At 42.6% G+C, this 18519-nt stretch carries 22 protein-coding genes and 1 tRNA gene; 12 read left to right on the top strand and 11 right to left on the bottom strand.

The window, feature by feature from the left end:
* Positions 1 to 107: 107 nt before the first annotated feature.
* Positions 108 to 1130 (bottom strand): PTS sugar transporter subunit IIC, encoded by a 1023-nt coding sequence (locus DW739_RS07945; protein ID WP_022359346.1) that lies wholly within the window; start codon positions 1128 to 1130, stop codon positions 108 to 110.
* A gap of 236 nt (positions 1131 to 1366) precedes the next feature.
* Between DW739_RS07945 and DW739_RS07940 the strand changes: the two genes are divergently transcribed.
* From DW739_RS07940 to DW739_RS07915, 6 genes are all read left to right on the top strand, one after another.
* Positions 1367 to 1837 carry a hypothetical protein gene (locus DW739_RS07940; protein ID WP_118742890.1) on the top strand — a complete coding sequence of 157 codons (471 nt, stop codon included), beginning with the start codon at positions 1367 to 1369 and terminating at the stop codon, positions 1835 to 1837.
* 166 nt (positions 1838 to 2003) lie between these two features.
* Positions 2004 to 2864, top strand: a complete 861-nt coding sequence (gene metF / locus DW739_RS07935) for a methylenetetrahydrofolate reductase [NAD(P)H] (RefSeq protein WP_118742889.1) — start codon at positions 2004 to 2006, stop codon at positions 2862 to 2864.
* Positions 2864 to 3517 (top strand): vitamin B12 dependent-methionine synthase activation domain-containing protein, encoded by a 654-nt coding sequence (locus DW739_RS07930; protein ID WP_118742888.1) that lies wholly within the window; start codon positions 2864 to 2866, stop codon positions 3515 to 3517. The genes metF and DW739_RS07930 overlap by 1 nt, the downstream gene beginning before the upstream one ends.
* Before the next feature lie 30 nt (positions 3518 to 3547).
* Entirely contained in the window at positions 3548 to 6025 is a 2478-nt protein-coding gene (locus tag DW739_RS07925) for a homocysteine S-methyltransferase family protein (protein ID WP_118472160.1), read from the top strand.
* A gap of 74 nt (positions 6026 to 6099) precedes the next feature.
* Positions 6100 to 6375 carry an HPr family phosphocarrier protein gene (locus DW739_RS07920; RefSeq protein ID WP_022359351.1) on the top strand — a complete coding sequence of 92 codons (276 nt, stop codon included), beginning with the start codon at positions 6100 to 6102 and terminating at the stop codon, positions 6373 to 6375.
* A gap of 128 nt (positions 6376 to 6503) precedes the next feature.
* Positions 6504 to 6938, top strand: a complete 435-nt coding sequence (locus DW739_RS07915; protein WP_107000491.1) for an acyl-CoA thioesterase — start codon at positions 6504 to 6506, stop codon at positions 6936 to 6938.
* Between the two features lie 258 nt (positions 6939 to 7196).
* Here the strand turns inward: DW739_RS07915 and DW739_RS07910 are convergent, their stop codons facing one another.
* Positions 7197 to 8237 carry an IS30 family transposase gene (locus DW739_RS07910; protein WP_243023751.1) on the bottom strand — a complete coding sequence of 347 codons (1041 nt, stop codon included), beginning with the start codon at positions 8235 to 8237 and terminating at the stop codon, positions 7197 to 7199.
* A 1171-nt stretch (positions 8238 to 9408) separates the two neighbouring features.
* Between DW739_RS07910 and DW739_RS14900 the strand changes: the two genes are divergently transcribed.
* From DW739_RS14900 to DW739_RS07895, 4 genes are read left to right on the top strand one after another with little or no spacing between them, the layout of a single operon-like run.
* Positions 9409 to 9579 carry a hypothetical protein gene (locus DW739_RS14900; RefSeq protein ID WP_182427960.1) on the top strand — a complete coding sequence of 57 codons (171 nt, stop codon included), beginning with the start codon at positions 9409 to 9411 and terminating at the stop codon, positions 9577 to 9579.
* A gap of 51 nt (positions 9580 to 9630) precedes the next feature.
* Positions 9631 to 9870 carry a hypothetical protein gene (locus DW739_RS07905; RefSeq protein WP_118742886.1) on the top strand — a complete coding sequence of 80 codons (240 nt, stop codon included), beginning with the start codon at positions 9631 to 9633 and terminating at the stop codon, positions 9868 to 9870.
* A 54-nt stretch (positions 9871 to 9924) separates the two neighbouring features.
* A complete protein-coding gene (locus tag DW739_RS07900) occupies positions 9925 to 10572 on the top strand; it encodes a hypothetical protein (RefSeq protein WP_118742885.1) in 648 nt (215 codons plus the stop codon).
* Between the two features lie 45 nt (positions 10573 to 10617).
* Positions 10618 to 10872, top strand: coding sequence for a hypothetical protein (locus DW739_RS07895; protein WP_118742884.1), 255 nt, complete (start codon positions 10618 to 10620; stop codon positions 10870 to 10872).
* A 56-nt stretch (positions 10873 to 10928) separates the two neighbouring features.
* Here DW739_RS07895 and DW739_RS07890 read toward each other — a convergent pair whose 3' ends face one another.
* A complete protein-coding gene (locus tag DW739_RS07890; RefSeq protein ID WP_118742883.1) occupies positions 10929 to 11807 on the bottom strand; it encodes a hypothetical protein in 879 nt (292 codons plus the stop codon).
* 105 nt (positions 11808 to 11912) lie between these two features.
* Between DW739_RS07890 and DW739_RS07885 the strand changes: the two genes are divergently transcribed.
* Positions 11913 to 12197: a hypothetical protein gene (locus tag DW739_RS07885; RefSeq protein WP_118742882.1), complete on the top strand. Its 285-nt coding sequence runs from the start codon at positions 11913 to 11915 to the stop codon at positions 12195 to 12197.
* A gap of 129 nt (positions 12198 to 12326) precedes the next feature.
* On the top strand, positions 12327 to 12656 hold the full coding sequence (locus DW739_RS07880; protein WP_118742881.1) for a hypothetical protein: 330 nt from the start codon (positions 12327 to 12329) through the stop codon (positions 12654 to 12656).
* A gap of 3 nt (positions 12657 to 12659) precedes the next feature.
* Here the strand turns inward: DW739_RS07880 and DW739_RS07875 are convergent, their stop codons facing one another.
* The 8 genes from DW739_RS07875 to DW739_RS07840 form a co-directional block, all read right to left on the bottom strand.
* Positions 12660 to 13100, bottom strand: a complete 441-nt coding sequence (locus DW739_RS07875) for a hypothetical protein (protein WP_118742880.1) — start codon at positions 13098 to 13100, stop codon at positions 12660 to 12662.
* 14 nt (positions 13101 to 13114) lie between these two features.
* The gene (locus DW739_RS07870) at positions 13115 to 15652 is read right to left on the bottom strand and encodes a hypothetical protein (RefSeq protein WP_118742879.1); all 2538 of its coding nucleotides are present in this window, start codon (positions 15650 to 15652) and stop codon (positions 13115 to 13117) included.
* 234 nt (positions 15653 to 15886) lie between these two features.
* Positions 15887 to 16465 (bottom strand): hypothetical protein, encoded by a 579-nt coding sequence (locus DW739_RS07865; protein WP_118742878.1) that lies wholly within the window; start codon positions 16463 to 16465, stop codon positions 15887 to 15889.
* The gene (locus DW739_RS07860; RefSeq protein ID WP_118293445.1) at positions 16465 to 16791 is read right to left on the bottom strand and encodes a hypothetical protein; all 327 of its coding nucleotides are present in this window, start codon (positions 16789 to 16791) and stop codon (positions 16465 to 16467) included. Before DW739_RS07860 ends, DW739_RS07865 begins: the two co-directional genes overlap by 1 nt.
* Before the next feature lie 3 nt (positions 16792 to 16794).
* On the bottom strand, positions 16795 to 17073 hold the full coding sequence (locus tag DW739_RS07855; RefSeq protein WP_118293446.1) for a hypothetical protein: 279 nt from the start codon (positions 17071 to 17073) through the stop codon (positions 16795 to 16797).
* A 282-nt stretch (positions 17074 to 17355) separates the two neighbouring features.
* On the bottom strand, positions 17356 to 17937 hold the full coding sequence (locus DW739_RS07850) for a hypothetical protein (protein WP_118742877.1): 582 nt from the start codon (positions 17935 to 17937) through the stop codon (positions 17356 to 17358).
* A 3-nt stretch (positions 17938 to 17940) separates the two neighbouring features.
* Entirely contained in the window at positions 17941 to 18120 is a 180-nt protein-coding gene (locus DW739_RS07845) for a hypothetical protein (RefSeq protein WP_118742876.1), read from the bottom strand.
* A 62-nt stretch (positions 18121 to 18182) separates the two neighbouring features.
* Positions 18183 to 18264 (bottom strand) — tRNA-OTHER (locus DW739_RS07840).
* Positions 18265 to 18519 lie beyond the last annotated feature (255 nt).

Raw genomic sequence — 18519 nt, 5'->3', positions numbered from 1 at the left:
ATAGGGAAAAGAAAAGATAACTGGATCAAAAAACAGGCATTGGAATGCTTGCTATCCACACAGTGGTGGATGAAGAGCATTTCAATGCCTGTTTTATGGAGCTATAATTATAGATCCAGTTTCAAATCGCCTTCCTTGATCCATCCAGCTTTCCGGCAAAGTGCGCCGAAGAACAGGGTCAAAACAGCCGGAAGCACGAAGCAGATGAGCAGGATGCCTGGCCACATCATCGAATTTCCACTTCCCTGCATGGCGGTGTAGATGCCGATCGGTCCGACGAGACCGCAGGTTCCCATGCCGGAACCGGCTGGAATATTTTCCAGATGGAAGACCATCGTGGAGAGCGGACCGGTGACCATCGAGGCGAGTGTCGGTGGAATCCAGATTTTCGGGTTCCGGACAATATTTCCCATCTGGAGCATCGAGGTTCCGAGTCCCTGTGCCAGAAGACCACCCCATTTATTTTCACAGAAGCTTAAAACGGCAAATCCGACCATCTGCGCGCAGCAGCCTGCGGTGGCAGCACCGCCTGCCAGACCGTCGAGGCTTAACATGATGCAGATTGCCGCACTGCTGATCGGAAGCGTCAGGGCGATGCCGATCAGGGCAGAAACCAGAATACCCATGAAAAGCGGCTGCATGACGGTCGCTGTCTTCACCAGATTTCCGAAAGCGGTCATGAATGCGGAGACGCCCGGACCGACAAACTGTGCGGCCAGGATGCCGGAGATGATGGTGACACCCGGGGTGACGAGAATATCAACCGGTGTCTCTTTGGAGACGATTTTTCCAAGCTCGGCTGCGATGATGGTGGCAACGAGCGCGCCGACCGGACCGCCGAGTTCATTGCCCGCGATGCCGACGGTAGCGGCGGAGAAAAGGACGAGCGTCGGTGCCTTTAAGGCGTAGGCAATCGAGACGCCGAGCGCCGCACCGGTCGCACTCTTGGCGTAGCCTGCGATCGTAGTAAAAATTACAACGCCTGTTTTTTCCCCCAGCGTGCCGAAAATGGTACCGATCAGAAGAGAAGCAAACAGACCAAATGCCATCGCGCCCAGCGCATCGATGAGATACGTCTGAACGGAGATGACAACCTGCTTCCGTTTCAGAAAAGCTTTCACACGTTCCATATTGATAGAACCTCCCAGAGTAAAATAATTGTGAACGGAATGAATCGTTTCAGCCATTCCGGTCAAATAAATGGCTTACACCTGTCTTGACAGGTGTAATGAACGTTTGTATTTTAACACGAAATGGAGAAAATACAAGAGAAAATATAGAAAAAAGTAAAAAAGTTATGATACAATAAAAAATAATTGACGAGGTGTTTTCGAAAAAGTATGTTCGATCCGAGGGGAGGTATTTCATGCAGAGACGAATTTGTCCGATTTGCGACCATCCGATCAAGTATGGTCATTATTGTTCTTTTTGTAAACAGTGGATCCGGAATCCTAACTATGTCAATGCAACTTATTATCTGAATGAGCGCCACCCGGCGCATGAGACAGACTGTGAGTACCACAATGCGGGATCTGCCTCGTGGGAAACGAGTGCAAGGGCAGGCACAGATGCCATCCGCACGCTTGCGGACCGGGCGAAGGCATATTCCCAGACGCAGAAAGCAGCAGGCGCAGGCAGACAGGCATCCGTCCGGACACAGAACCAGAACAGTATGTCGTATCAGACAACGCAGAGACGAAGCGAGGTGCAGCAAGGAAAAAATCAGAAAAAGAAGGGGAAAATGAGCCTTGTGCTGGTGATTTTGCTGATTTTGTTTGCTTTGTCTGGAATTAATTATCTGTATCGTATGTTTATGTATTTTATTTGGTTCCTATAGATTTTACCTATGGCAAGATATAGAAAATCAATCCAGAAGATAGCTGCTGGAAGTCTGGCGTTCATTGGGGAAATATGGTATACTGAGCAAAAATCATATAGAATACATAGGCAATAGAGGTCCGGGGCAGAACCGGACGAAATGATGAGAACAGGAGATAAATACGATGAAGATTAGGGATATTTTAGCCAAAGGACAGCCGACGCTTTCGTTTGAAGTGTTCCCGCCGAAGGAGGAGAGCAACTTCGCTTCCGTTGAGAAAGCGGCGCTTGAGATTGCAAAGTTAAATCCGTCATTTATGAGCGTGACCTACGGAGCAGGCGGCGGCACAAGCCAGTATACGGTCCAGATCGCATCGGATATCCAGAGCACCTGCCAGGTGCCGGCGCTGTCACATCTGACCTGCGTCTCCTCAACCCGTGAGAAGGTGCACAGTGTCCTGCGCGAGATTCAGGCACACGGAATTGAGAATGTTCTGGCACTTCGCGGCGATATTCCGAAAGACGGCAAGGTAGAAAAAGATTATCAGTATGCATCCCAGCTGATCCGCGAGATCCGTGAGACCTGCCCGGAGCTGTGCATCGGCGCAGCCTGCTATCCGGAGGGACATGTGGAATCGGTCAACAAGACGGTGGATATCGGGCATCTGAAAGAAAAAGTGGAAGCGGGCTGTGATTTTGTGACGACCCAGATGTTCTTTGACAATAATATTCTTTATAATTACCTGTACCGTATCCGAGAAAAAGGAATCACGGTTCCGGTTGTCGCAGGCATCATGCCGGTGACAAACATAAGTCAGATCAAGCGCATCTGCAGCATGTCCGGCACCTACCTTCCGGCACGCTTCAAGGCGATCGTAGATCGTTTTGGTGATAACCCGGCAGCGATGAAGCAGGCAGGTATCGCCTATGCAACTGAGCAGATCATCGATCTGATTGCGAACCATGTAAATGGAATCCATGTATATTCAATGAATAAACCGGATGTAGCGGCGCAGATTAAGAACAACCTGTCGGAGATTCTGTAATGGCGGAAGTCAATCGGAGAGAAATATATCGGTATTTAGGAATTAAAGGGCAGCAGGAGCCGGATCTGCAGACGAAAGATCTGGTGGAGGACTGTCTGGAAGAATTAGAGCGATCCGTCAACTGCCGGAGCTTTTACAGACGCTATCCGCTGACGCTGCTGCCAGATTCAGAACTTGATTTTACGTGTTTTAAAGTAAAAAGCCGGGCGCTCAGCCGCAATTTAAAGGACTGTCAGGAGGTCATCCTTTTTGCGGCGACGCTGGGGGCTGGTGTGGATCTGCTTCTGCGCCGATACAGCCGTCTTTCGATGAGCCGGGCGGTTGTCCTGCAGGCGTGCGCGGCGGCACGGATTGAGAGTTACTGCAATGAAATCAATGACAAATTAAAAGCGGAGGCAGCAGAAGAAGGACTCTATCTGCGTCCCCGCTTTTCGCCAGGTTATGGAGATCTGCCGCTTTCGTGCCAGCCGGATTTCTGCCGGGTACTGGAAGCGGAAAAGACGGTGGGGATTACATTGACGGAAAGTTTTTTGATGATGCCGTCCAAGTCGGTGACGGCGGTCATCGGAGTATCGAAGATAGCGGCGGGCTGTGTGAAAGAGGGCTGTGAGGTCTGTTCAAACAAAAACTGCCTGTGCCGGAGAGATAAATAAGTAAGAAACAAAAACAGAGAGGAAGCTGACATGGGTATACGGGAAGATTGGAACGATAAAATACTGGTATTTGACGGAGGAATGGGAAGTCTTTTGCAGGGAGCCGGGCTGAAACCGGGCGAACTGCCGGAAACCTGGAATATCAAGCATCCGGAGGTTCTGGTAAAGATCCATGAGGATTATCTGAACGCGGGCGCGAATATTATTTTATCGAATACATTCGGCGCGAACCGCCTGAAATACAATGAGGCAGCCGAGTTTAATCTGGATGAGATCGTGGATGCGGCGATGAAAAATGCCCGGACAGCGGTAGAACACTGCGGCCGTGGTTATGTAGCGCTGGATCTGGGACCGACCGGACGCCTTTTAAAGCCAATGGGTGATCTGGACTTTGAGGAGGCGGTCTCCATCTATACCGAGGTGGTAAAGGCAGGCGTGCGAGGCGGCGCGGATCTGATTCTGATCGAGACGATGAGCGACACGTATGAACTCAAGGCAGCGGTTCTGGCGGCAAAGGAAAATTCCGATCTTCCAATCTTTGCAACCACAATTTTCGATGGAAAAGGCAAACTTTTAACCGGCGGAACACCGAAGTCCGTTGTGGCACTTTTGGAAGGTCTGGGCGTGGATGCGCTCGGAATCAATTGTGGATTAGGTCCGGTTCAGATGAAGCCGATTGTGGAAGAACTGCTTCGGTATGCGTCGATCCCGGTGGTTGTCAATCCAAATGCGGGACTTCCGCGAAGCGAGGGAGGAAAGACCGTATATGATATTGATCCGCCAGAATTTGTCGAGGAAATGAAAGGAATGCTGGAGATGGGCGTTTCGGCAGTCGGGGGCTGCTGTGGTACGACCCCGGAGCACATCCGTCTGCTGGCAGAGATGTGTAAGGGCAGAACGAGAAAGCCGATCGAGCCGAAAAATGACACTCTCATCACTTCCTACGCGTCGGTAGTTGAGATGGGAACCGATCCGGTCATTATTGGCGAGCGCATCAATCCGACCGGAAAATCAAAATTCAAACAGGCGCTGCGCGATCACAACCTGGAATATATCCTGCGCGAGGCGATCACCCAGCAGGAAAATGGCGCTGCGGTGCTTGACGTCAACGTGGGACTGCCGGAGATCGATGAAGTGGCGATGATGCGCGAGGTCGTACAGGAATTGCAGGCGGTGACCGAGCTTCCGCTGCAGATTGATACGACTGACACAGAGGCGATGGAACAGGCGCTGCGTATTTATAATGGAAAGGCACTGATTAACTCTGTCAATGGCAAACAGGAGGTCATGGACGCTGTATTTCCGCTGGTAAAACATTACGGCGGCACGGTGGTTGCGCTGACGATCGACGAGGAAGGCATTCCGGCGACGGCGGACGGACGTATGGCGATCGCGCGGAAAATCTGTGCGGAGGCGGAAAAGTATGGCATCCAGAAAAAAGACATCGTGATCGATGCGCTCTGTATGACGATCAGCTCCGAGCCGACCGGCGCGCTGGTGACACTGGAGACGGTGCGCCGTGTCCGCCAGGAACTTGGCTGCAATACGATTCTCGGCGTTTCCAATATTTCCTTCGGATTACCGCAGCGTGAGATTGTCAACTCTAATTTCTTTACGATGGCGATGCAGAGCGGTCTGACCGCGGCGATCATCAATCCAAATTCGGCGGCAATGATGCGTTCTTATTATAGCTACCGGGCCCTGGCAGCACTGGATGAACACTGCGGCGATTATATTGAGCAGGCAGCGCGGCTGGCGATTCCAAAGGCAGGTGCGGGCGGAGCTTCCGGCGCAGGTGCAGCAGGCAGCGCAGGTTCGGGTGCCCCGGCGGCAGGTGCAGCTGGAGCTTCCGGCAGTGCGGACACTGGCAGCCAGGCATCCGGTCCGGAGCATCAGCTTACGGTCAGTGTGGAGAGAGGTTTAAAAGAGCAGGCGGCATCGGCAGCCGGGGAACTCTTAAAGACCATGGATTCCCTGACCGTCATCAATTCCTGCATGATCCCGGCACTCGATAAGGTCGGAAAGGGGTTTGAGGCAGGCACCGTCTTTCTGCCGCAGCTTCTGATGAGTGCGGAGGCGGCAAAATCGGCGTTTGAGGTCATCAAAAACCAGATGGAGTCCTCCGGGGAAGCAGGAGAGAAGAAGGACAAGATCGTGCTGGCGACCGTCAAGGGCGATATTCATGACATTGGAAAAAATATCGTAAAAGTATTATTGGAGAATTACAGCTATGATGTGCTGGATTTAGGTAAGGACGTAGCCCCGGAGGCGATCGTGGAAGAGACGATCAAGAACCATGTAAGACTGGTTGGTCTGTCCGCCCTGATGACGACCACCGTGCCGAGCATGGAGGAGACGATCAAGCAGCTCCGCAAGGAAGCACCGTGGGCGAAAGTCATGGTCGGCGGCGCGGTTCTGACCCAGGAATACGCGGATATGATAGGAGCGGATGCGTATTGCCGCGATGCGATGGCGTCTGTTAATTACGCGCAGCAGGTGCTGGTCTAACGCTTGACAGTCTGCCCTACTTAGACTAAAATTAGAGTAATTAGAAACTAAGAATTGACGAGGGAGGGACAGCTATGGTATCGAAGAAAGTGAAAGTGGTTAATCCATCGGGACTTCACCTGCGGCCGGCTGGCGTGCTTTCGCAGACCGCGATGAAATTTAAGAGCCGGACTCTGATTGAGTGCGGGGAGAAACATATTGTGGCAAAGAGCGTGCTGAACGTGATGGCAGCGGGTATCAAGTGCGGCACCGAGATCACGGTTGCCTGCGACGGACCGGATGAGGAAGAAGCGCTGAAGACGATTACCGAGGCGATCGAGAGCGGACTCGGAGAAGAACTGGAACAGTAAGGTATCAGCCATTGCCTGCACAGTGTGCGGACGGTGACACACATATCAGAACCAGAGGGGGATATTGCAGAACGGCAGAAATTGCAGTTGTGCAGGTATCCCTTTTTAGATGGAAAAGAGGGGTTTTTATGGAACTGAAAATTTACGAACACAAAGCGCAGTATTATGAAACCGACCAGATGGGAATCATTCACCATGCAAATTACCTACACTGGTTTGAGGAAGCGCGGATCGACATGATGGAGCAGATGGGAATGGGATATGACATCATGGAAAAACAGGGGATCATAAGCCCGGTGCTGTCGGTTCACTGCGATTATAAGAGCATGGCGCGGTTTGGCGAGACGGTGCAGGTGCTGGTTCAGATGAAGGAATACAACGGCATCCGCATGACGCTGGAATACACGGTTTTTGACAAGGAAACGGGCGCAATCCGCTGCGTGGGCGAGAGCCGCCATTGTTTCCTGACCCGCGACGGAAAGCCGGTTTCCCTGAAACGCAACTATATCGAGATGGATCGTGCATTTAGGGAATACAGCGAACAGAGCCAAAAAGAAGAGTAAATGCTGACTGGTTCGAAAATGACAGATGCGCTGAAAATGTCAAGAAAAGTATGTAAAAAATCGATGAAATAGCAGAATGCACAAATATAAGCTTTTGTACGGATAATATGTAGCTTGTATTTGTGCATTATTGCTAAATTGGGAGATTTTGTCCAGACGTTTGGACATTTTTGGAATGGCTGGAGATATTTTCGGGCATGGCAAACAGACGCACCAAAGATACGTGCGCCTAAAATGTCCAAACGTTTGGACATTTTTTTATGCCTGCTCTTTTTGTAGCATTTCACACGCTGATAAACCACCGAAGATGGCGCGGGGATAATCGTTCATCCAATCTTGGATGCGCGCTACATCCTCTTCGCTAAATTCGGCTATATCAGCGCCTTTTGGAATATGCCGCCGGATCATCTTGTTTAGGTTCTCATTACTGCCGCGCTCAAAACTACAATACGGGTGGCAATAGTAGGCAACCGTGCGGCGGGCATCTGGACTACTCACAGAACGTTCTACACCTGCCATGTCCAGAAATTCAACGCCATTATCCATAGTGATGGTTTTAAACGTCTGGCGGAAGTTTTCTGTCCCGTAGGCAGTTTCTAAGCGATCCAGGACCCGTATCACGCTACGTTGGGACTTGTCCGGGATTTTGAAGATATATTCAAACCGGGTTTTCCGTTCTGTCAGAACCAACAAACAATCTTTGTTGCCACCTTGACAGCCTACTACGGTATCCATCTCCCAATGTCCGTAATGCCTGCGCTTCATGATGCTTTTGGCGCGTTCTTCTATACTTCGTCCTTTTAGGTTATTTCTGGCAACCGTGGAAATCTTACGCAGGTTTCGCTTCTTCCGGTTACATTTCACAGGCAGATGCTTATTTGTAATATTTAAAAACAATCCCTTGTCTACATAGCTATACAAGGTATTCAAGCAGACGTTTGTCTTAAATTTTAGTTTATGCGTCTTAATATGCAAAAGGATCGCTTCCAGCGAATAGCGCTTTTCCAGCACCATCTGCTCTATGAAGCGGATGAAAGTTAAATCGTTTCCAATTTTCAGTTCGCGCCCCTTTTCTGATTTATTCCTGTCGGCGATTGCCTGCCCGGTATCGGCACAGTATTTGCTATAGGTTCGCAATTCGGAATCCAGCATTTCAACCGTTCCGCGTTTGATTTCCCGGTAAATCGTCTGATAATGACGCCCCAGCAGAACAGCTATTTCCTTAATACTCTTTTTCTCGTTTCTGTATGCTTCGATTGCATACCGTTCTCGCTCAGTTAAATCTTTTCTTTTTCCCATACTCATACACCTTTCTTCCATATATCGCACACTACGCCAATAACAGACGGCGTATCAAGAGTAAATTGCACGTTCCGCTCTTGACACGCCATCTGCTATTGGCGTGGTGCAGTCAGAATCCCACCTCAAGGTCGGTCACTAAAGCCCCGGAAGAAGTCCGCTTTTAGCTTTTAGCCTATAAACCATGTGAACACGATTTACAGACTAAAACGCTAATTCGAAACTTCTTTACCAGCCAGACCAAGGAAAGATGCATTCTGCATCACTTATTCATGTTTTTTTGTATCATTCGGCAAAGTGTTTCGATACATTCACGGTATTACTAAGCAAGTAGCTTCTTCTCTGTTTCTAATGTCTATAGCTGTCATTCCAGTTCAGTCTTTCTATTCTACGTTTTCTCTTCCCCTGTTTCTTCTTTGATATTCATGTATTGACTCTATCAATGATAATAATTATTAGACACCAGATATACTTCATATCCATTTATCCAGTACATTCCATTCATGCATATCGGTACAAGGAAAATTATTTCTTGATAGGGCAACACAGGCGATACAAAGAGAAAACAGGACATTAGTAATTGCGAAGAGGAAGCTGAACCGTAAGATAGAATATAGCATAGAAACTGTAAAAATATCTATCTAAGTAAATCGTTTAGAAGAAACTTACACTTTGCTGAAGGTAAAAAAGCATAAAGTTTGATTGTTCAAAGCAAAAGGAATATGCAAAAAAGGTTAAAATGTCCAGACGTTTGGACATTTTTATTTATGCCGTGTAAGCGTTGTCCGCCCCAAAGGGGACGTACTAGGGTCGAAAGCAAGCGGGGCGCAACCGATACATACTTCCAGAATCCTTACAAGTCCTCTTGCCATCTTCTAAATACCTGTTATACCACACATTCGCATCCCTTTCTGGTTTTCCTTTATTTGTTGTCATGCCTTGTTACTCAGGCATCATAGCAAACTGTTCTCTCCAGAAAAGGGGTAAAATGTACTCCAAAAATATTTTTTGATTTTTTATATAAAGGGTAAAGAAGAATAAAGGTATATGAATAAAAAATAAAAAAATATTTTCTCCGCCCCTTTTCTTCCGTTCACAGCCTGCTAAAAACAGATGCCGTAACAAAGCACATTGACAACTAAATAAAGAAAATCCAGAAAGGGGTTCTAAAATGTATCGTAACAGATATTTAGAAGAAATGAGAGAAACCTGTAGGGAAACAGGAAGCATGAACTGGTTCAAACTTCAATCAACGAAGTACGAAACAGTTCGTGAAACCGAAGAAAACGAATACAAAGATGAAATCTTTGCAGACGTTGACCCGGGTATCAACTGGTACTAATTAATATCCCTCCGGCGAAATTCGGAGGGCAGTTCAGAAAGGAAAATCTCTATGAAAGCTAATAAAATTACCTTGAAAAAGATGCGTATTGAATACCTTGAAAGAATCGCTGGTACGCTTGAATACGAATTAAAAAGCAACCGTGATAATCTTGAAAATGCGAAAGAAAATCTGGAAGAAGCGAAAACTGATAAAGATGATTTTCAGTATTACCAGGATCGCGTCGATGAATTTGAAGCATGGGTTCAAGTTGGCGAAAGCCTAATGGCAGAACTGGAAAAAATGGTGTAGGGCAAAATCTCTACACCTCTTTTAAATTACAGAAAACCCCAAGGAGGAATAATTATGTATAACTACTATGAAGCAGTAAAAGAAGATGTACTCACATACATCAAAGAGGAAGTTGACATGAACGGCATGGATCTTGATGAGCTGAAAGAACGGCTCTACGAAGAGCTGATAAACGAAGATAGAATTACTGGAAATGCATCCGGATCGCACACATTCTGTCGAAGCAAAGCACAGAAATACGTCGAGGAAAATAAAGACCTCGTCCGGGAAGCTTGTGATGACTACGGAAACCATAAATGGGTAGCAAACTTGTGGCTTACAGACGATTATGAGTTGATAGATTCATTTCTACGATGCTACGTTTTGGGAAGCGCCATTGAAATGGCTATAAGAAGTCTTGCAAATAGATTTGAAATCTATCGCAATTATGGTGTGTTAGGACAAGAAAAGACACCCGTTTATACATACGGAAGCGAACATTGCTTTGCAATAACCAGTGACAAAATCACGGTTGAGTTACCAGAAAATGAATACTTTTCATTTTACGAAAGCGTAACAGGGAAGCAAATGGTTGAAAGCTCATGGGGAATGAAATACGAAATTAACAAATTACTTGACGGAAAAGAAAAACCATACTTTAAAGCGTGCGATCGTGAAAGACGCCCACATAAAGTATACTTAAAAGAAGTAGCGGCTGAATAAGCCGCTTTTCTCCTTTCTGGATATTTCAAGAAAGGATGGTAAATCATGAAGAAAATGGTATTTGAAATTGGTGGCGTTCCGTATAAACGCGTTACAAAACCTGTTGCACGAAGAATATTCAACGCTGGAAAAAATGTTTTCTTATGCCCGTGTAATTTAAGACCGGGTAAGCCGTGGAATCCAGAATCGCTTATAAAAATCGACTTTGGAGTTTCGTTCAACCAAGTTACAAATTCATTCGAATATTATAACTGTAATGCCCTTGCAGGGTATTACGCAGCGTTTTACATCGAAGCATAAAAGAAAGCCCGGGGAACGAATCTCCGGGCTTTTTTGTCCAAACGTTTGGACATTTTTCAGAACTGGAAGAACTTAATGGTATTGTACGGCGTATCAATCGTTTTCATGCTCTGGACTTCCCCGAAACTGTTAAGTAGGGTTTCTAAGTCTGACTTTGCGATCATCATAGTGGTGTGTGTGCCGGAATCTAAGTTTCTAGTACACCAATATCTCTTTTTATTCTTAATACCTTTAAACATATCTTTCGTTATATATTTTGATATGTAATGAGATATCCGGACAGAACTTTGTACCTGCGTAGCGGTTGTAAATCCATATGGAAAACCAGCAATATTGTAAATTGGCAAGCCGCCCTTTGTGGTGTGTCCAGAATACTTCATTTTCCAGAGTGACATATCCATGTTACTAAAAACACCATGCAGATGGTAACGCCCCGATTTATGCCGTTCTGGAACAATCAAATACTTTGTTCGACAAGATGAATGATCGCCCATATAACGTAAGAAATCAGACATACATTTTACTACTTCATCATAGTTAAATGAATCAACCAGTTTTGGATCGAAAGTAAATGTAAGAAACCATTCCCAGATATTATCCCGCGCATAACTATAAATTTTATTTTTTGTGCGGTTAAATGAAACAAAGAACGAATGAAGTACATTTTCTTCTTTGCTTTTTTCTGATTTATTTATTCCAAAAGCCATAAACGAATAAACTTCAAACAGCTCATTATCACGCTCCACAATAAAAGAATCTTTTTCTTTTTCACGCCCAGTAATAACGTTAGAATAATAAACTACCTCTGTAGATTCTAAATATTGTGAAATTTTAACGTTGTACATTTTGAGAACCCTTTTCATTTTGTCCAAACGTTTGGACAAAATAGAATTTTGAGAAAAAATTTGCATTTTTTCTCGGTTAAGTGTTGCCATAGTCAAGTAGGCAACACCCAGCCGGAAATTGATAGAGTAACAGCTTTACAATAACTTCTGCATTTGCTATAATGAATATAAGATATTCAAAGGAGAAGCAATCCTATGCAAAAGAGATTGAAAAGTTTGGATGAGGGTAAAGCGCCCCAAATAGTGAACAAAACATCACTGGATAAAGCAATTCGAAGAAATGCCTTAAAATCTAAAACATATACTCACAATAAAAAAATTATGCGAGATATGAAAAAACAAAATTCACAAAAAGCAGAACAAACCAATGGACTTAAAAAGTGTTTTGGTTTTTTCAGAATGATATTGAAATTTTTATTCGGTATAGCAATTATAATAATTGCCGTTATACTGTTGGTGGCAATATCAAATATAAATTAAGAAAAGAACCGTTCGACATAATCTTATATTCATAATATCTTTTCTGATTTTGTCCAAACGTTTGGACAAAATATAAAACCTTATTTAATAGTTCCCAAAAAAACAAAAGAATAAGAAAGGAATACCAATATGGATGTATTAACTCCCTTTTTCAAAGCAAGATTTATTAGCAACCTAATCACATTCTTTATTATCTGGAATTATGCCGAGTCACAATTAAAAAAATATTATGCACAAGAGTACCAACTTGATGAAAAACAAGTGATTGATAATATAAAAAATGATAGGCGCTTCGACTGGGGAACAGGACAAGAAGATAATTGGAGACATTCTTGGAATTCTGCAAACCCAATCGAGCGCAAAAAAATCACAAAAAGAAATATTATGCTAAAATGCTTTTTATTGTATTTCTTTGGAGGAACAATTATTGAGGTACTGACGAATGTATTTTTATCATAATAGTTATTTAAAAAGTTGAGATAAAAAGGACATAAGTCCGGCGGAAGTTTTTCCTTGTGATGTAATATTATTCTTCATTTCCTTAAATACCTTAATTAATAACAGTGTTAATTTATATATAGTAAATAAACATCCTGTTACGACCATAATATAGGTCATATAAAAAACTGGATCACCCATTAAATAGCGATATGTCCCAACACATTGTAAAACAGGAAGATCACTTGCTACACCTGATTGTGCGGAATTTCCAAGCTGAACAACATAAGTATTTATTTCAACCAAGGTATCATAAAAATTTGTCAATGCTGAAACAATGTTGCTGATAAACGTAAAAATAAAATTGAAAAAATTGGAAACCGATGTTAATATAGAGCCGCTAAAGAAACCATCTATAGATGGTGGTGTTAGTGGCTCTACATTTATTGAAAGAAAATAAATCATTATATCATCCTTTCTTAAATGTGTATCTTATCAATCTTTTTACGAATTACTGCAATAACAGATAAAAAGATTACAAAGTAAGCACATGACAACAACAAGTTATAAAGCGAAAGATTATCTCCCAGCAATGGTAAATTCACTTCTTTTAAATAATTAATTCCACGAAGTATATTTTCGTCGAGAAGTCCGTCAAATGCTGGAATGTTAAAAACTAATACAATGAATCGTAGACAGTTAATAAATAATATTAACAGCATAACAATGATAAATAACACTATCATGAACAAATTCAAGAAGTTAGTAAATCCAGAATCGTTTTCTGTTTCGTTATTATCATTTTGTGTTTTATTTCCGTCAATAATGTCCCTAAATCTATCCGGAAGAGAATCAATAGCGGATTCTATCGATTTTAAAGGATGAATTAATGCATCTGGAAAAGAAGCCAAAGCCGCTTCAATGGAACTAAGAACAGATGGAAGTGAAAATCCATTTGTTAAACCGAAAACACCTTGCAAAATATTAGGCAATGAGGTTGACAAAACACCCGGCATCAAATCAGCAATCGCATTCGGAAGAGAACCGACAAGAGAAGAGATACCTGTCAGAAAATCAGAAGAGATAAATCCATGTACTAATTTATCTGGTAAAAGCTCAATCAACCTACTAATATTGTTAATTGGTTCAGACAGAGATTCTGTAATAGAATCTGGTAAAGCCGTAATAGATTTAATTATCTTATTAAGTAATTCAGTAAGTTTACTTGAATCAATCCCGGAACTTGACGAACCACCCGGATTAGGACTTGGGTTCGGTTGAATTGTTGAAGCAGAAACAACTTCAATAGTAGGCGAAATAGCAGTACCATTATTAAAATCAAGGGCACTAGATATTAGACCCGCACCGAATAAAAAAACACCAAATGCTTCAGCAAGTTTTTTACTGATTTTATATTTATTTTTGTCTTTGTTATTATCATCTGGACTGCCATTATTTCCACCTTGGATAACAACAAATTTTGCTAAAATATCTTGTGATTGTTCTTCTTTCCTTGCGCTAGTGCCATCAACATAATTTCCATAATATTCACTAATAAAGGAATCTATCTGGCTTTGAGCAACACTTGTTCCGGCATAAGTCGCAATCGCTGATAAAAGGTAACTTAAATGCGAATATGCTTGCACCGTAGATAAAGAAGAACCTATTTTATCGATTTTCCAATATGGAGCAATATTGGAAATTACCTCGGATTCATTATTAGAGGCATAAATTGAAGATAATAATTTATCGGATGCCTCTGCGGTACTTGGAACTGTTATTGAATCAGAAACAGTATAATTTTTAGAAAAGTTTTCCTGCAAGCCGATCCATGTTTTTTTAACTTGGATAGTTTCTGTTGGAGATGTTACTCCATCAACAGTATACAAACCGCCTGTTGTGTCATATAAAAGATAAGATCTCAAAGCATCTTGGTTTGCAAAAACAAGACCGAGATTTAAAGCTACAAATGCAGGAAACTTTCTTTCAAATGGAAAGCTTTCTGTCCATTGATAATACCCGGTTTCGCCATCCTCGTCATAATAAAACCTATTATAATAATATCGTACGCAAAAACTTGTACCACTTTCTACATGGACCTTGTTTTCATTGTCTAAAATACCTTGTAGCATTGAAAAATCAGTATTAGCTGTACTACCTTGATATTTCACATAAGCTGTTTTTTTATATGAACCAACAGGATAGTTACCGATAATATCAGCTTGAGTTTGATATAGTAATTTGCCATCACTATCATATGCTTTCCATGTGGCAGATTTTATATAACGGTCTTTCATACTAGCTGGAAACCAAGCATAGGTTGTGTCTGTCATATAAGAGGATTCAAACGTAGCTTCGTTTCCTTTCCATGTAGCAGAACCAAGACATTCTCCTACCATGCTGGAAAGAACTTTCATTCCTACATATGTAGTGCCAGCCTTTGTAGCAAGACAGTCTTGCCATGTTTTCATTTTTGTTTCGTTGTTTCCGTATTTACGGCGAATCCAAGGTTCAAGAGTATTTGAAGCAAATTTTTTGATTGTTTTAATTCCTGCATAAACACCATAAGCCGCCATACACGTACCAATAACAATATATGCAGCATCATCAATACCGACTATATAAGAAGATATTTCTGGATCGCCCATTGTAGTTAAGGGGTAATCTTCAAATGTCCATTCGATATCAGAATAATCAGGTTGTTCTGGTTCAAATTCTATATTTTCTAAATTTAATTGGTCTGCAAGTTGTCTCCTTGATTCCTGTAGTTCTTCGTTTTCGGAATCGTAGACCCGATTTCCATTTTCATCAAAATAGAATGGTTCTCCCGTATATGTATCTGGATCAAAGTTTTCTGGGGAATCATCGACCAAAACGGGTTTACTAATGTTGAATGATTCATTTGTAGTAGGACTTGCAAGAGCGGTAAGAGGATTTTCTACGAATACAACAAAAGCAAGCATGAAAGACAATATCTGCTTGCTGTTTCGCCTTAGAAGTCTAAAAATATTATCCATAGCATTTTTCCTTTCGTTTAAAAATTAATAATGCCGTGTAAGCGTTGTCCGCCCCAAAGGGGACGTACGGGGGTCAATAGTTTGCGTGTTGAAACCGAAATGTATGGATGAAAGATAAAATGTCCAGATGTTTGGACATTTTGTTTAAATATCTGGATTTATTTCTGAAACACTGGCGCTTTTCTTTGCTGAAGCTAAAGAAAAGCGCCCATCTGTTCCCAAAAGAAAATGAAATCATAGATTTACAATCAGTCCATAATTATCCCGGTAAAAATTTGATAACTTGTTGCGCCAGTCTTTCATTCCCCAGTCAAAGTCAAGCGGTATGAACTGCGTATCATAATATACGTTCTCAAACAGCTTGGCATTGATGGGGACAGAATGAATAGAACTGGACATATCCGCAAGGTTAATCAATTTGTAGTAAATGTTTCTATCGTTTTTAGATACAACTACTACAGTTTGTGTTTGGTTTCGCAGGCGGTTGTATACCATTTCTGCTTCAATGGTGGTGTAGACAAACAGACAATTCTGCTTGCCTATCGTATTGATAAAGATAGAAATTTCTTTTAACTTCTTATAGTCTTGTGCATCCAGTCCATTGTAGATTTCGTCAATAAATAAAATCTTAGGTTCAAGGTCTAAAGGAAAATCTTCAAGAGAATTGATATAATGAAAATCATCCTGGGGACTATAAATATTGGTATACACAGGAATGTTATAAGCTTCGCGAATCGCTTTTACCAGCTTATAGGCAAACAGTGTTTTTCCAGAACGCTGTGCGCCAAGGCATCCAATGATTGTTCCCGGCATTAATTACCACCACCGTTCTCGTTAAGCGTATTAACCTTGATACCCCGGACAAGCTCGTTCTGCGTGTAAGCGGAAAGCAAAGCTTTAAGATTCTGACTGCTAAAGAAATTGATATTCTTATTGTTTTGTAATTGCTTGTCAATGTCCTCAAAGACCTTACGCCATTCGGAAAGATCATACTTTTCGATGAAATACATGAGCTGGAATTTTAGGTGCATCTGTGTGGAATCCATGTAGGGGATAATTCCATAGATAGATTTAATCGGATCGCCCGTGTCAACCGGGGCAGAGAAGCCGCTCATGAGTGATTGGAAATCAACCTGCATTTTTTACCCTCCAATCCGTACAAACATAATAAATGTCAGAATGATATTTGCAATCATAAGATTTCGGGGAACTACGTCTTTTTTGAAGAAGTTGCCGAACATGATGCTGGAAAGTTTGCGCTTGTCCTGCACGAAATCCAGATTGGCGGCAGATAGAACCACTACACTATCTGCACCTACCTGTTTAAACTCATCTTCTTCAAGCATCCCATTCATAGAACGGTTTAACATGGGTAACGTTTTTGCCGTGTAAACACGGGTATCTGTGATAGCAATATACATTTTTCTTTCTTCCTTTCTTACTATAAATTTGTCCAGACGTTTGGACATTTTTATTCATGGGCACAAAGATCGGCAACGTGGAGCATCTGTAATATTACATAAAGTCCAAGCATAATACCGAACACCTCGTTATAACAGGGATAGCTTATCATTTTCGCACCCCCCTACCATTATTGATTGACTTATAGACGCGTATTAGTCCAGAGACAATAAAGCCGCCTATATTTACAAAGGCGCATATAATAATGAAATAAGTGAAATATTGTAGTGTTTCCATAAGTATTACTCCCTTTTTAAGGTATGGAAGAGGATAAGAAGAGCACAACAAGCAGTAATGATGGCACACGTTAAAATGTTATCCAGACGATTTACTATAGTTGCTTCGTATGGCGACAAATCGGATGCACTAGCAATCGTGTATACGCTTATTTCCTCCTCCTCTTCGTCATCGAGTGAATCGTAGACTTTTGCGCGGGTTTTTCCCGTGTGTGTAACTTCTGAATAGTTCTCTTCGGTATCAGTTTCTTTATTTCCTGTTTCTGCCGCTTCGCTGTCGGTATCTGTTATGCCGCTGGTTTCAATATCTACGCTATCAGCTTCGGTTTCGGCTCTGCTATCTAATTCTTTCTTGATAGCATCAATTATTTCATTAACAGCAGAAGCTGTATCAGACGAATCAGAGGTATCTGGTTTTTCGGAAGTGAATGAATCAGACGATTCTTTATTATCCATTTTTTCGGAAACAGTATTTTCTGAATCCTTTTCAGAAACTTCCTTGTCAACCGCTTCACTACGTTCTGGCGACGATGAGCCTTTCTGTGTATCAGAAGAATTTTCTTCTCGCACTTCGTTATCTTCATTCATGCATTACACCTCACTTTCTTCTATGTCTGCGACTGCATCGCAGACTAATACCAGTTCATTCCTTGCAAACTGCCACATTTCAACATTATTTTTCTGTGACTCATTCTGTGAGCCAATCTTAATAAGTGCATCTAAATCGCTAATTCGTGTTTCGATAATTTTTAAGGTTTTCTCTTTATTCATGGTTCATTTTCTCCTTTCGAACTGCTTCTTTCAAAATGTCCAAACGTTTGGACATTTTTCAGAGGGAATACCCGGATTCGAACCGGGAATGCATTGGCGTATTGAGGGATTACACCGCCGCTTTTCCAGTTAAGCTATATTCCCATTTTATGTTTTTTGCTGGCGCTAAACGCCGCCAGCATTGCAGGAGTAATACATTTTTGGTAATTGATGAACAATAATTGATGGTTGCTGTTTGTAGGAAAACAAATAAATGCCAATTAAATGGCTTATTATAATGAAAGAATGAGCAACTAAGGCGGATAGCACAAAAGCGCTACCGCCTATAGCGCATTCTGGGGCGCGACCGTCCGCGTCAAGGGTAAAGGCACGCCCGGAATAGAACCGCCCTTGACACGC

The organism is Clostridium sp. AM28-20LB (assembly GCF_003480665.1).
GTDB classification, from domain to species: Bacteria; Bacillota; Clostridia; order Lachnospirales; family Lachnospiraceae; genus Otoolea; species Otoolea fessa.
This window is presented reverse-complemented; position numbering and strand designations above follow the sequence as displayed.

What these genes read in the sequence shown, in the direction of transcription:
- DW739_RS07945 (WP_022359346.1), bottom strand. Translation starts at nt 1,130, where the DNA reads ATGGAACGTGTGAAAGCTTTTCTGAAACGGAAGCAGGTTGTCATCTCC.
- DW739_RS07940 (WP_118742890.1), top strand. Translation starts at nt 1,367, where the DNA reads ATGCAGAGACGAATTTGTCCGATTTGCGACCATCCGATCAAGTATGGT.
- metF (WP_118742889.1), top strand. Translation starts at nt 2,004, where the DNA reads ATGAAGATTAGGGATATTTTAGCCAAAGGACAGCCGACGCTTTCGTTT.
- DW739_RS07930 (WP_118742888.1), top strand. Translation starts at nt 2,864, where the DNA reads ATGGCGGAAGTCAATCGGAGAGAAATATATCGGTATTTAGGAATTAAA.
- DW739_RS07925 (WP_118472160.1), top strand. Translation starts at nt 3,548, where the DNA reads ATGGGTATACGGGAAGATTGGAACGATAAAATACTGGTATTTGACGGA.
- DW739_RS07920 (WP_022359351.1), top strand. Translation starts at nt 6,100, where the DNA reads ATGGTATCGAAGAAAGTGAAAGTGGTTAATCCATCGGGACTTCACCTG.
- DW739_RS07915 (WP_107000491.1), top strand. Translation starts at nt 6,504, where the DNA reads ATGGAACTGAAAATTTACGAACACAAAGCGCAGTATTATGAAACCGAC.
- DW739_RS07910 (WP_243023751.1), bottom strand. Translation starts at nt 8,237, where the DNA reads ATGGGAAAAAGAAAAGATTTAACTGAGCGAGAACGGTATGCAATCGAA.
- DW739_RS14900 (WP_182427960.1), top strand. Translation starts at nt 9,409, where the DNA reads ATGTATCGTAACAGATATTTAGAAGAAATGAGAGAAACCTGTAGGGAA.
- DW739_RS07905 (WP_118742886.1), top strand. Translation starts at nt 9,631, where the DNA reads ATGAAAGCTAATAAAATTACCTTGAAAAAGATGCGTATTGAATACCTT.
- DW739_RS07900 (WP_118742885.1), top strand. Translation starts at nt 9,925, where the DNA reads ATGTATAACTACTATGAAGCAGTAAAAGAAGATGTACTCACATACATC.
- DW739_RS07895 (WP_118742884.1), top strand. Translation starts at nt 10,618, where the DNA reads ATGAAGAAAATGGTATTTGAAATTGGTGGCGTTCCGTATAAACGCGTT.
- DW739_RS07890 (WP_118742883.1), bottom strand. Translation starts at nt 11,807, where the DNA reads ATGGCAACACTTAACCGAGAAAAAATGCAAATTTTTTCTCAAAATTCT.
- DW739_RS07885 (WP_118742882.1), top strand. Translation starts at nt 11,913, where the DNA reads ATGCAAAAGAGATTGAAAAGTTTGGATGAGGGTAAAGCGCCCCAAATA.
- DW739_RS07880 (WP_118742881.1), top strand. Translation starts at nt 12,327, where the DNA reads ATGGATGTATTAACTCCCTTTTTCAAAGCAAGATTTATTAGCAACCTA.
- DW739_RS07875 (WP_118742880.1), bottom strand. Translation starts at nt 13,100, where the DNA reads ATGATTTATTTTCTTTCAATAAATGTAGAGCCACTAACACCACCATCT.
- DW739_RS07870 (WP_118742879.1), bottom strand. Translation starts at nt 15,652, where the DNA reads ATGGATAATATTTTTAGACTTCTAAGGCGAAACAGCAAGCAGATATTG.
- DW739_RS07865 (WP_118742878.1), bottom strand. Translation starts at nt 16,465, where the DNA reads ATGCCGGGAACAATCATTGGATGCCTTGGCGCACAGCGTTCTGGAAAA.
- DW739_RS07860 (WP_118293445.1), bottom strand. Translation starts at nt 16,791, where the DNA reads ATGCAGGTTGATTTCCAATCACTCATGAGCGGCTTCTCTGCCCCGGTT.
- DW739_RS07855 (WP_118293446.1), bottom strand. Translation starts at nt 17,073, where the DNA reads ATGTATATTGCTATCACAGATACCCGTGTTTACACGGCAAAAACGTTA.
- DW739_RS07850 (WP_118742877.1), bottom strand. Translation starts at nt 17,937, where the DNA reads ATGAATGAAGATAACGAAGTGCGAGAAGAAAATTCTTCTGATACACAG.
- DW739_RS07845 (WP_118742876.1), bottom strand. Translation starts at nt 18,120, where the DNA reads ATGAATAAAGAGAAAACCTTAAAAATTATCGAAACACGAATTAGCGAT.